Source organism: Rhizobium etli 8C-3 (genome assembly GCF_001908375.1).
Taxonomy (GTDB): domain Bacteria; phylum Pseudomonadota; class Alphaproteobacteria; order Rhizobiales; family Rhizobiaceae; genus Rhizobium; species Rhizobium etli_B.
The window spans coordinates 2,808,688-2,820,852 of record NZ_CP017241.1 but is presented as its reverse complement, the minus strand read 5'-3'; the positions used below and the strand labels follow the sequence as shown (position 1 = coordinate 2,820,852).

Here is a 12,165-nt window from a genome sequence, read left to right as displayed (position 1 = left end):
AGATGCTATATCCGGCCGATGGACAACATCTCCCAGGAACAGGCAACCGTAGCCATGCCGCTGTCTGGAGCGGAGACGACGCGATTCTGGCGTGACCACCGATTCGGCGGCATGGAATGCCTGAGCGCCACGTTCCTGACGCATGAGTTCGCTCCCCATGCCCACGAGACCTTCAGTATCGGCGCTATCGAAAGCGGCAGCCAGATCGCGACGATCCGGGGCACGCGCGAAAGCTCGGGGCCGGGCGATCTCTATCTGATCAATCCCGGCGAAATCCATGACGGCGTGCCTGTCGAGGGTGGCTATCGCTACCGGATGATCTACCCCGATACGTCACTCTTCCGGGAGATCCTGGAAGATGTCACCGGCCGCACGTTCAGCGGCATGCCCGCCTTCGGCAAGCAGATCCTTCACGATCCCCGGCTTGCCGAGGCTTTTTATGAGGCGCACCGTGCGCTGGAATCAGGGGCCGGTGCACTGGAAACCAGCCAGGGCATGTTCCTTGTGCTAGAAGCCATGTTTAGGCATCACGGCAGCTCGATCATCGTGCCCATCGACACGCAGGAGCGGTCGGCCGTGCAGCGCGCCGGCGATTACCTGATGGAAAACTACGCCTCCGACGTCGGACTTGAAGAACTCGCCGCCGTAGCCGGCCTCAGCCGTGCGCATCTGATACGTGCCTTCCGCAAACAGTTCCACATCACCCCGCACGCCTTTCTCACCGACATCCGTATTCGCGTTGCCCGGCGCAAGCTGCAAGCGGGCGGACAGCCGGCGGAGATTGCTCTTGAATGCGGTTTCGCCGACCAGGCGCATTTCAGCCGGCATTTCAAGGCGCGCACCGGTGTGACGCCCGGCCAATACCGCGCGCGGTAGTCACTTTCGTTCAAGACTGCCACTCATCTCCTTTCTAGAAAACTCCGCATCAAATCGGAGATCCTGTCATGAATGAGAATGAAAAATGGGCGGAGTTCCTGGGGGGCATGCGAGCCATTTCGCCGCTGATCGCCGCCGTCATACCGATCGGCCTCGTCTTCGGCGCGGTCGCAGTCACAAAAGGTCTTTCCCCGGTCGAGACGGCACTGATGAGCGCACTGGTCTTTGCCGGCGGCTCGCAATTCGTGGCAATGGATATCTGGACGCATCCGGCCTCGTGGACAAGCGTCGGTTTTGCGGCGCTGCTCGTCAATATCCGCCATGTGCTGATGAGTGCGTCGCTCGGCACCAAGATGCAGGCCTTTGGCAGACGCAGACGCTATTTCGCAAGCCTCTTTCTTGCGGATGAGATCTGGGCGATGGCGGAATCCCGCGCCGGCCTTGCCCGGCTCACGCCTGCTTGGTTTGCTGGGCTGGCCGCGCCTTTCTATCTCGCCTGGGTGCTTTCGAGCTTTGCGGGCGCGACGCTCGGCGCTTTCCTTGGTGATCCCGTGGTGCTTGGACTGGATTTCGCCTTTCCTGCCGTCTTCATCGTGCTCGTCACAGGCTTCTGGAAGGGATCGGAAACCGGCGCTGTGCTGATCGCAAGCGGTGCGGCCGCGGTAGCAACTGAACATTTCGTACCAGGCGTCTGGCATATCGCAGCCGGCGCTGCCGCCGGCCTGCTTGCGGCGGTCGCCAGCGGCAGCCGGCGCGCGGAGGTGACGCAATGACAGTCGATTTCTCCACCCTCGTCGCGATCATCGCCATGGCAGCGGCGACGGTGCTCACGCGCCTGAGCGGCCTTGTGCTCGTGTGGCATGTGTCCTTTGAAAAAAGCCGCCGAAAGGTGATCGAATCCATTCCGCCTGCGGTTCTGATGGCGGTCGTCGCGCCGACCGCCTTTGCCACCGGTATTGCGGAATCAATCGCCTGCGCGGTCACCGCCATTGCGGCACTCCGCCTGCCGATGCTCGTTTCCGTGGCGCTTGGCGTCCTCTGTGTCGCGCTGTTGCGGGCGGCCACAGGCGAATGATCCTTCGCAGAGGCGGCGACTTGTGCCGTAGTGGCGAAAGTCAGTTTCGCATTTCCGTCTCGACATTCCGTTTCCGGGTGCTACCGTTTCGCCTGACGTTCAAAAGGTGATTTGATGGCTTCCGATACCTATCCGCGCAATCTTGTGGGCTATGGTCGCAATCCCCCCGATCCGCAATGGCCGGACGATGCCCGCCTCGCCGTGCAGTTTGTCATCAATTACGAAGAGGGCGGCGAGAGTTCGATCCTCGACGGCGATCCTGCGTCCGAGAACCTGCTGTCGGAAATCGTGGGAGCATCGCCCTGGCCGGGCCAGCGCAACCTGAACATGGAATCGATCTACGAATACGGTTCGCGCGCCGGGTTCTGGCGGCTCTGGCGCATGTTCACCGAGCTCAAGGTTCAGGCGACAGTCTATGGCGTGACGCTAGCGATGGCCCGCAATCCCGAGGCCGTCGCGGCGATGAAGGAAGCCGGCTGGGAGATCGCCAGCCATGGCTACCGCTGGCTGGAGTACAAGGATTTTCCAGAAGACCTCGAGCGCAAGCACATCCTCGAGGCGGTGCGTCTCCACACCGAGCTCACCGGCGAGCGCCCATACGGTATGTACCAGGGAAAGCCCTCCGACAATACGCTGCGGTTGGTTCAAGAGGAGGGCGGGTTCCTCTATTCGTCAGACTCTTATGCCGATGACCTGCCCTACTGGGTGAAGGGGGTCGATGACAAGCCGTTTCTCATTATTCCTTATACGCTAGAAACCAACGACATGCGCTTTGCGACGCCGCAAGGCTTCAATTCCGGCGATCAATTCCTCACTTATCTCAAGGATGCCTTCGATACGCTGTACGAAGAAGGCAAGGCCGGCAATCCGAAGATGATGTCGGTCGGCCTGCATTGCCGTCTCGTCGGTCGGCCCGGTCGTGCTGCATCCCTGAGGCGTTTCATCGAATATGTGCTCAAGCACGACAAGGTGTGGATCCCTCGCCGCATCGAGATTGCAGAGCATTGGCACAAGAACCACAAGCAGGACATGGCCTGATGATCCGGCGGGATGAATTCGTGTCGCGTTTCGGCGGTGTCTTCGAACATTCGCCCTTCATTGCCGAGCGCGCCTATGACGACGGTTTCATTGGCGACGAGTTGACTGTGGACAAGGTGCACATTCCGCTCGTTGCGATCTTCCGCGCCGCAAGCGAAGAGGAGCGTCTTGGCGTGCTTCGTGCCCATCCCGATCTTGCCGGACGCCTGGCAGTCGCCGGTGAACTGACGCAAGACAGCAAGAAGGAGCAGGCAAGTGCCGGTCTTGATCGACTGAGCGCCGAAGATCATGCCCGCTTCACTGAACTCAACGCCGCCTATGTCGAGAAATTCGGCTTTCCCTTCATCATCGCCGTGAAGGGACTTAACAAGGACGATATTCTCGCGGCTTTCGAAAAGCGCATCGGCAACGACCCTGACCAGGAATTTGCGACCGCTTGCGCTGAGGTCGAAAAGATTGCGCTATTGCGCCTGACATCCATGCTTCCGGAGAAGTGAATGACCGAGAATACCACTGCCAGCCTGCCGTCGTTTGCGAACGGCGCGATCAATCTTGCTTCCGCGCGCCTCGGTGCAAGGGGCCTCTATGCGACGGACGAGTTCTTTGCGCCGCTGGAGCGCATGCTGCAGGATGAGCCGGCGAGCTTCGATCCGGAACTTTACGACGACAACGGCAAGTACATGGACGGCTGGGAAAGCCGTCGCAAGCGCGTGCCCGGCCACGACTGGGCGATCGTCAAGCTTGCCATGCCCGGCCGCATCTTCGGCTTCGACGTCGATACCAGCTATTTTACCGGCAACTATCCGCCGCATTGCTCGATCGAGGCGGCTTTCGTCGAAGGCGGCGATCCGACCGATGCAACGGCGTGGACCGAAATCCTCGCGAAGTCGCCTCTGGGGCCAAGTGCACATCACTTCTTCGAAAATGCCCACAAGGAACAGATCTGGACGCATCTGCGCCTGCATATCTATCCCGACGGCGGCGTCGCGCGCCTGCGCGTCTACGGCTCGGCCTATTTCGACTGGTCGAAGGTCGGTGAAAGCGAGGAGGTTGACCTTGGTTATATCTTCAACGGCGCCAAGTCGCTTGCCTGGTCCGACGCCCATTACGGCCACCCCGACAAGATGCTTGGCCCCGGCCGCGGCATCAATATGGGCGACGGCTGGGAAACCAAGCGCCGTCGCGGCCCGGGTCACGACTGGGCTGTGATCCGCCTGGGCCACCCGGGCATAATCAAGCGCGTCATTGTCGATACGGCCTTCTTCAAAGGCAATTTCCCGGACTCCTGCGAGCTTCTCGGCGCTTATCGGCCCGATCTTGGTGATAGGCTGAGCCAAGCCGACATTGCGGCTTCGGAAAACTGGAAGCCGATTCTGAGCCGCACCAAACTGCAGATGGACCACATCCACGAATATGGCGGGAATGCCGTCGCCGATATCGGGCCGGTGACGCATGTCCGCATCGCGATGCATCCGGATGGCGGCATCATGCGGCTGCGGCTCATCGGGGTGAAGGGGTGAGTTCTTCCTTCTTTATCGCCGCTCGCGTATATTCGAGGCATCAGGAGTGATGCCTCGATGAAGTCATCGAAAGTGCTGGAAAATGACAGGCAGGCCAACCACGTCGCCACGACGCGTTTCAACGGGGCGAAACCGCGTATCTTTGGTTCCGCCGCCCGCGGCGAGGAGGGGCTGCCCGGGACGACGCTATTCGATCTGCGCGGGTTGCTGAAGGAGTTGCAGGCGCCGATGTGCGGGACGGAAATCCACGTTCTGAAGCACGGCGATTTTCCCGACCATGTCCGCAGCCGGGTCCTGCAGGAAGCCAAGTCTGTATGAGTATCGATCGACTTCGAACCTATCTCGACGAGATGCAGCAGGTCGCACTCGAAACCGTCGATTTCGTCAAGGACATGAGCAAGGATGAATTTCTGAAGGATCTTGTGAGACAGCGCGCAGTTGGAATGAACCTACTGATGATCGCCGCTGCAACATCGCGCATCATGGAGGAATATCCCGAGTTTGCGGCGGAATTTTCCAACGTGCCGTGGCAAAAGATGCACGGGCTGAGGAACCGGATCGCTCACGGCTATATGAGCATGAACCTAGACACCGTTTGGGATACTGCGCAAACAGACATCCCCGATCTTCTCGATCAACTGCACGGGTTGCGTCACTGGCACGCCCAGGGTGAATGACTTTTGACAGAACTTCTCGACATCCAGCCTCTCACCAAAACTGCTTTCGCGCCGTTCGGCGACGTAATCGAGGCCGATCCGTCGACAATGCGATATATCAACGGTGGCACGACGGAACGCTTCCATGCGCTGGCCACGGCCGAGGCGGCAGGCGAGGGCGCACGCGTCATCATCAATCTCTTTCGCGGCCAGCCGCGCGTCTTTCCCTATGAGATCGGCATGATGGAGCGGCATCCTTTCGGCAGCCAGAGCTTCTCGCCGCTTTCCGGACGGCCATTTCTGGTCGTGGTTTCGGAAGATCGGGATGGAGAGCCCGGCAGGCCGCAGGTGTTTCTCGCACGCGGCGACCAGGGCGTGAACTATCGCCGCAACGTCTGGCATCACCCACTGCTCGTCCTCGGCAAATCAAGCGACTTTCTCGTTGTCGACAGGGACGGTCCCGGCGACAATCTGCAAGAGCATTTCTTCGAAACCTCATACACGATCAGCGAGCCAGCTCTATGACCGGATTGACGACCCATGTTCTCGACACTGCCTCCGGTAAGCCTGCTGAAAGGCTGAGGATCGACCTTTTTCGCCTGGATGGGGATATCCGCCACCACATCAAGACGGTAGAGACCAATTCGGACGGCCGTGTCGAGGGCGGCGCGATCCTTTCCGGCGAGAATTTCCAGGCAGGAACCTACGAACTGCTGTTCCATGCCGGCGATTATCTGCGTGCGTTGGGCACGCCGCTGCCGCATCCGGCCTTTCTCGATCTCGTGCCGATCCGCTTCGGCATCGCCGATACCGAAGCCCATTATCACGTGCCGCTGCTGCTTTCGCCTTACGGCTATTCCACCTATCGCGGGAGTTAGCCGATGCGGTTTGCGGCGATCGCCGATATCCACGGTAATCATCTGGCTCTCGAGGCCGTGCTTGCCGATATCCGGGCACAAGACATATCGGATATCGTCAATCTCGGCGATTGCTTCAGTAGCCCGCTGGAAGCAGGAAAGACCGCCCAACTGCTTCTCTCGCTCGCCCTTCCGACTGTGCGCGGCAACCACGACCGCTACCTGATCGAGCAGAAGCTGGAGTCCATGCATGTTTCCGATAAAGCTGCTTATCAGCAGCTTCTACCGCGTCATCTCGACTGGCTGCGATCTCTGCCGGCCGAACTCATCTACAAAGATGAAGCCTATCTCTGCCACGCGACCCCCAAGGATGACAATCTCTACTGGCTGGAATCGGTTTCGCCCGAGGGCCATGTATATCCGAAGCCGTTGAAAGAAATCGAGGCGTTGGCGGATGGGATCGATTTGCCTTTGATCCTGTGCGGCCACAGCCATATTTCGCGCCTTGTCCAGCTTCGCGATGGCCGCCTCATCGTCAATCCCGGCAGCGTCGGCTGCCCGGCTTACGACGATGACAAACCTTATCCGCACAAGATGGAGACCGGCCATCCGATGGCAAGCTACGCCATCCTGGAGAAATCCGCGTCCGGCTGGAGACCCTATTTCCGCACCGTGGCCTACAATCACATGGTTATGTCGAGAATTGCAAAAGCAAACGGCCGCCCCGACTGGGCGGCCGCGCTGGCAACGGGCTGGGTTGGATAGTCGTTTCTTGTGAATCGCATTCGGTGCGATCGGGGCGCCTGACTTCGCCTCGGTACATCCAAGATCTGCAGTAATGGCCTGTCGCCGTCGAAGTCTTGTTCCCTCATGAGCCCGTCCAGGATGATTTCTTTGGCCTGAAGGAAAGGACGTTCGGCGGTCTCTTCAGCCGGGATGGTGCCCGAACAAAGCGCGCGCCTCCCGGGAGGATCCTGTCGAACCCAAACCGCGAAGTATCCGTGGCGAGCTGGTTCACGAACAGACCCCAAGTCCTACCATTCAATCATACTCAAGCTATGGAGGATGATTTGCAGACCGAGAGCCGCCTGGGTAACCCCGAGCACCACCGCCAACACCTGAAGCGACGTTCCGATCCACCTTAGAATGGTTTCTGCGAAAATCATCGCCACCCAGTCCAGCGCCAGAACCACCAATACGATAGCGGCTACGGTGAGGCCTTCCGCTTGGCGGCCGCCCGCCAACGTCGCGAAAACGATTACCGCGGCAACACCATAGGGCGTTACAATTATCGGAAAGGCGAGGGGAGTAAGGGCGAGTTTCAGATCTGGCGGCTTGGCAGGCTCAGTCGATCGATCCGGTACGCTGGCCGACTGCTGTAAAATGGTTTGCAAGGCCACGAGAAACAAGATGATGCCTCCGGTCATTGCCAGGACAGGCAAAGAGATTTCGAAATTCTCAAGCATGGTGCGCCCAAGCAAGCCGGCGATTGCCAGGGCGGCTGCCGAAAAGAGGATCGCTCTCCTGGCTATCTGACGTCGAAAGCGGGGGTCGCAGTCGCGGATGATCGTCACGAAGGGCACTAGAATCTTGATTGGGCCGAGCATCAGAAAAAGCATGAAGAATGTTTTACGTGCGCCGAACTCCACCTCCGGCATGCCTGCACCAAGCGGTGATTGCGCAAGGGATTGCACGGGAAAACAGGCCACGACCATGGCCAGAGCAAGGATTAGGATCGCGTGAGTATCGCGCGGCCGGGGCGTTTGCCGGTTAATTGACTGGCGCGAGCTAAAAAGGCCAGAGTAAGATAAGGGAGCCTCGGGAATGATGTTCCCCACATACGTCGTCATCGACCAGTCTCCAGCCAAGAGAGCGCTCTTTTGCTCGAAGGCGAAAGAGCCAGTGCCGCCCGGCGATCTATTGTAAGGCAGTTTCGGTTAGCTTGCGAAGCTCATTATGAGAAGTTCGGCGCCCGGACTTTGAACATGATTGCCAAAACGGACAGGTTCACAGCAAAGGCGTATGGAAAAGACCCGCGCATGGGACGACCACGGTCGCGGGATCCGGCCCGATTGGACGCCGATATGTCTGTTGAAACGTCACGCTCGCTGGGTGCTCCTCAATACTCCTGGCTATTAACCGAAGAGTTGATTGCTTCGAGGACCGTCTACCTTGCTTGGAGGCCTCCGGTCAGGAAGTCAACGTGAACCCACCGTGAAAACCTGGCCCGGGCGAAGGCGGAACTCGCCAGTGGGCAACGAAATGGAAGTTGCGCGACAGATCGGCGGCGAGCGATAGGGGTCACCGCTGGACGATGACCTGGGTTCCCGGCTGCACCATCTCGTAAAGCTCCTCGACGTCCTCGGGATACATCCGAAAGCAGCCGCTCGACGCGTTGGTGCCTATGGAAGAGGGATCGTTGGTACCGTGGATGCGTAATAGCCCGTCGGCCAGGTAAATCGCGCGGGTTCCAAGCGGATTGGCGGGGCCGGGCTTGACGACGGCGGGAAGCCTGGGGTTCTTCTGGCGCATGCTCGCCGTTGGCCGCCATTCGGGATGCTCTCGCTTCGACACCACCCGAGTTGATCCGTACCATTGCTTGCCTTCGCGGCCGACGGCGATGGGGTAAATGTACTGTTCACCCCATGGCGTCGTGTATATTAGCGTATGCTCGCGCGTAGCGATCAGGATGGTTCCCCTCGCGTTTCGTGTCTGTGGTTGCCTGCGCTCACGCAATGGTTCCCGATCACGAGGCATTGGCTCGTAGTCGAGCGGTGGCGGGTACGGGCTGTACGGGTCCTCGTAGCCATAGCCGTATTCGTCGTATCCGTCATATGGCCCATAAAATTGGGCTCGGGCCGGAATGACAGTCAGTAAAAGGGCCGCTGCAAGGAGAGCCAGCAATCTCATTTTTCGCGATCCGCCTGTTACAAAAGCCATGATTGGGCTGAATTCTATGGCGGCACTATGGCAGGCTCAGTCCTCGATTTTCCCGGTGATCGTTCGTCCCCAGGTCGAGACCCGCTGTGTTCTCGTTGGCTCACGAGACGAAGAATGTTGCACCTTATCCCGAGGTCTGTTTCCGACCTATAAGGTCGGCTTGAAGAGCTTCCAAGATGTTGACGACGTTTGACGCGGGAGCCGTTTCCAACTTGCCGTTTGCTCATTCATCGCAGGCCTCAAAGCTTTCTTCTTCTCGGCAATGATCACATCAGGCTTTCCTGGATCGGGCCGGTCACCATGCTCGGCGACCACTTCTTCGTCCTGTGCTCGATAAGCTGCTTCGTGCCCGACCGGGTGGTCGGGCATCAGATAGTGCGGCTTCTTAAAGGCAAAAGATGCAGACCCATCTGCTCGATGACCGCAATTGGCGCTGTCAGGGGAGGTTATTGTCGCCTGTCGGCCCCCGCGGACTTCAGTTTGCAATCAGACCGCTGAAATTTGAGACGCGGCTACCGCTCCGCCAAGCAAGAAGTAGCGTTTCCACGTTCGCATCAGCACCATCCGTAGATTGCAACTCGACATCATATGTCTTGCCGATGTGTATTGTCTCGAAATCCCGCTTGGCGCTGCCTACCGTCCTGTCGCCTCGCGCGGTTTCGCGTTCAATCAAAAGTTCGAGCGGGCAATGTACAGCGACGAAGAAAACGTCGTGACTTGCGAGGAGGTCAGAAAGTGTTTCTAGCCATCCGTCAGTATCCAGAATGTGCTCAAGAATAAGATTGTTACCGGCGTCTGCAAAGGCTTTCAGGGAACCATGGAAGCCATCGAAGAAGGCGGCTCGGGAGTCGGCCCAGCGGAAGTCGCCGTTCTTGAACCGCTCTGTTGGAAGCATACCTGCGTCACGCAGATGATCGATCGATATGTGCCAGAACGGTTTCTCGATGCGTTCCTGAAGAGCTTTTGCAATGGTGGACTTGCCGCTGCTCGAAGCCCCATGCAGAAAGATCACGTGTGCCATCCAACACCTCCAGTTTGCGACGCGCTTTAACTCAGCCACATGACATACCAACGAATGCTTTGCGCGAAATTTATCATCGGGTTGGTAATTCCGACCGCGCGATGCACCTCAACCGATCCGGCGAACCATCGACCGTCCTGTTCAACGACGGCAGATGGCTCGTAATACCGGCCCGCCGCGTCCCGGTAGGAATGGGCAAGGATCATGCCCTGGTTGAACAGCCGCTGGAACGGCTCCTCGGTCGAAACGACCCCAATGTCATGCAGAACTTTGTGCCAGAATCGGGCATAGAGCAGATGCAGCACTGCATGTTCGGCTCCGCCCACATAGAGATCGACCGGCATCCAATAGCGCTCGGCCTCCTTCGCAACAAGCTCGCGCTCGTTATGGGGATCGAGGAAGCGCAGATAATACCAGCAGGAACCTGCCCATTGCGGCATCGTATTTGTCTCACGCCATGCCGCAATGTCGGTGCCGGGTACAGTTGTGAGCACCCAGTCCTTTGCCCGGGCGAGCGGCGGTTCACCGTCGGGCGTGGGTGCGTAGTCATCCAGTTGTGGCGGCAACAGCGGCAGACTCTCCTCCGGCAGAGGCATCACCGAACCATCCTCCAGATGCAGCATCGGAATTGGTTCGCCCCAGTAGCGCTGACGGGAGAAGAGCCAGTCGCGCAGGCGATACGTGACCTTGGCGCTGCCGACTCTGTTTTCCTGCAGCCAAGCAATCATGACCTGTTTTGCCTCTTCCGAACTCATACCGTTGAGAAAGCCGGAATTCACCATCGGCCCATCACCCTCATAAGCAGCCTGTTCGATATCCTCTTTGCTCTCGATCACGCGAATGATCGGCAGACCATGGATACGAGCAAAGGCGTGATCACGCGTGTCGTGGGCTGGCACCGCCATCAATGCACCAGTGCCATAGCACGTAATCAGCGACCCAGATCGGCAGGCGGGCTCTGGTAGCGGGATTGATCGCGTAGGCACCCGTGAAGACACCTGTTTTCTCACGACCAGCGTCGACCCGCTCCGTCTCCTGCAGCGCCTCCGCCTGGGCGACATAGGCGGCCACCGCCGCGCGAGCCTCTGGCATGGTTATGGTGGCCAGCAAGGGGTGCTCCGGAGCGAGCACGATGTAGGTTGCACCGAACAGGGTCTCGGGACGGGTCGTGAAGGTGATTATCTTCCCGCTGCCATCGTGGACAGGAAACCCGATCTCGGCTCCCTCTGATCGTCCGATCCAGTTGCGCTGCATGGCCTTCAGGCTTTCCGGCCAGTCGAGACCATCCAGGCCTTGCAGCAGCCGGTCCGCATAAGCCGTGATGGGCAACATCCATTGACGCATCATGCGACGGACGACTGGATCGCCGGTCTCGACGTAACGTCCGTCCTTAACCTCCTCGTCGGCGAGCACGGCATTTTGGGCGGGGCACCAGTTGACCGCCACCTCGGCTTGGTAAGCGAGGCCGCGCTCGAACAGCTTCAGGAATATCCACTGCGTCCAGCGCACGTAGCTTGCATCGGTCGTCGCAAGCTCGCGGCTCCAGTCATAGGAAAAGCCCAGTCGCTGCACCTGGCCGCGAAATGTCTCGATGTTGCGCTTGGTCGTGATAGCGGGGTGGACGCCTGTGCGCATGGCGTGGCGCTCAGCGGGCAGCCCGAAACTGTCCCACCCCATCGGGTGCAGCACATTGAAGCCCCTCATGCGCTTGTAGCGGCACAGAATGTCCGTGGCCGTGTAGCCCAGAGGGTGACCGACATGCAGACCCGCACCGGAAGGGTAGGGGAACATGTCGAGCGCGTAGAATTTCGGTCTGGCGGGATCGATCTCGGCACGAAAGGTATCGTGCGCGGCCCAATAGGCCTGCCATTTGGGCTCAATCGCCCGTGGATCATAAGGCATGCACCGCTCCTCACACCTGCCAACGGTGGCGATGTGTTCTGATAATCGGGATTTATTGGGTTTCGGGAGCAGTTACGGCCGCCGGTGCTCCGGTGATCTCCGGCAGCCGCCACTAAGTCGATGTGCACAGGAGTTTGCAATGCGCAGCGTCAGGCCGTGACGGGCGGCAAATGCACGGTACGAAGGCTGCGTCGATTTGGTGGCCATGGATGACAACTCACGTAAGGAATCTAACGGTAACAACAGAATTGGCCCGGCTCCAATCAGGAGGCCGGGGTGA

14 protein-coding genes and 1 pseudogene are annotated in these 12,165 nt (G+C 59.1%); 11 read left to right on the top strand and 4 right to left on the bottom strand.

Features of this window, described 5'->3' with window-relative positions; translation table 11 throughout:
- Positions 1-18: 18 nt before the first annotated feature.
- The 11 genes from AM571_RS14175 to AM571_RS14125 all read left to right on the top strand — a co-directional run bounded on the left by AM571_RS14175 (position 19) and on the right by AM571_RS14125 (position 6,787).
- The gene (locus AM571_RS14175) at positions 19-876 is read left to right on the top strand and encodes an AraC family transcriptional regulator (protein WP_074061952.1); all 858 of its coding nucleotides are present in this window, start codon (positions 19-21) and stop codon (positions 874-876) included.
- Between the two features lie 68 nt (positions 877-944).
- Entirely contained in the window at positions 945-1,649 is a 705-nt protein-coding gene (locus AM571_RS14170; RefSeq protein WP_074061951.1) for an AzlC family ABC transporter permease, read from the top strand.
- Positions 1,646-1,951 (top strand): AzlD family protein, encoded by a 306-nt coding sequence (locus AM571_RS14165; protein ID WP_074061950.1) that lies wholly within the window; start codon positions 1,646-1,648, stop codon positions 1,949-1,951. Before AM571_RS14170 ends, AM571_RS14165 begins: the two co-directional genes overlap by 4 nt.
- A 114-nt stretch (positions 1,952-2,065) precedes the next feature.
- Positions 2,066-2,989, top strand: coding sequence for an allantoinase PuuE (gene puuE / locus AM571_RS14160; protein WP_074061949.1), 924 nt, complete (start codon positions 2,066-2,068; stop codon positions 2,987-2,989).
- Positions 2,989-3,486, top strand: a complete 498-nt coding sequence (gene uraD, locus AM571_RS14155; protein ID WP_074061948.1) for a 2-oxo-4-hydroxy-4-carboxy-5-ureidoimidazoline decarboxylase — start codon at positions 2,989-2,991, stop codon at positions 3,484-3,486. The genes puuE and uraD overlap by 1 nt, the downstream gene beginning before the upstream one ends.
- Positions 3,487-4,509, top strand: coding sequence for an allantoicase (gene alc / locus AM571_RS14150; protein ID WP_074061947.1), 1,023 nt, complete (start codon positions 3,487-3,489; stop codon positions 4,507-4,509). It abuts the gene before it with no gap.
- A gap of 57 nt (positions 4,510-4,566) precedes the next feature.
- Complete coding sequence (locus AM571_RS14145) at positions 4,567-4,827, top strand: nucleotidyltransferase family protein (RefSeq protein WP_074061946.1); 261 nt, start codon at positions 4,567-4,569, stop codon at positions 4,825-4,827.
- Complete coding sequence (locus AM571_RS14140; protein WP_074061945.1) at positions 4,824-5,186, top strand: DUF86 domain-containing protein; 363 nt, start codon at positions 4,824-4,826, stop codon at positions 5,184-5,186. Before AM571_RS14145 ends, AM571_RS14140 begins: the two co-directional genes overlap by 4 nt.
- A gap of 3 nt (positions 5,187-5,189) precedes the next feature.
- Positions 5,190-5,690, top strand: a complete 501-nt coding sequence (locus tag AM571_RS14135; RefSeq protein ID WP_074061944.1) for an ureidoglycolate lyase — start codon at positions 5,190-5,192, stop codon at positions 5,688-5,690.
- Complete coding sequence (uraH, locus tag AM571_RS14130; protein ID WP_074061943.1) at positions 5,687-6,043, top strand: hydroxyisourate hydrolase; 357 nt, start codon at positions 5,687-5,689, stop codon at positions 6,041-6,043. Before AM571_RS14135 ends, uraH begins: the two co-directional genes overlap by 4 nt.
- Before the next feature lie 3 nt (positions 6,044-6,046).
- Positions 6,047-6,787, top strand: coding sequence for a metallophosphoesterase family protein (locus AM571_RS14125; protein WP_074061942.1), 741 nt, complete (start codon positions 6,047-6,049; stop codon positions 6,785-6,787).
- A gap of 269 nt (positions 6,788-7,056) precedes the next feature.
- Here AM571_RS14125 and AM571_RS14120 read toward each other — a convergent pair whose 3' ends face one another.
- The 4 genes and pseudogenes from AM571_RS14120 to leuS form a co-directional block, all read right to left on the bottom strand.
- Positions 7,057-7,872: a MarC family protein gene (locus AM571_RS14120; protein WP_237358487.1), complete on the bottom strand. Its 816-nt coding sequence runs from the start codon at positions 7,870-7,872 to the stop codon at positions 7,057-7,059.
- Between the two features lie 451 nt (positions 7,873-8,323).
- Entirely contained in the window at positions 8,324-8,932 is a 609-nt protein-coding gene (locus AM571_RS14115; protein WP_074061941.1) for a L,D-transpeptidase, read from the bottom strand.
- A gap of 505 nt (positions 8,933-9,437) precedes the next feature.
- A complete protein-coding gene (locus AM571_RS14110) occupies positions 9,438-9,983 on the bottom strand; it encodes a chloramphenicol phosphotransferase CPT family protein (protein ID WP_074061940.1) in 546 nt (181 codons plus the stop codon).
- 92 nt (positions 9,984-10,075) lie between these two features.
- A pseudogene (gene leuS / locus AM571_RS14105) lies at positions 10,076-11,885 on the bottom strand (leucine--tRNA ligase); the annotation flags it as partial.
- Positions 11,886-12,165 lie beyond the last annotated feature (280 nt).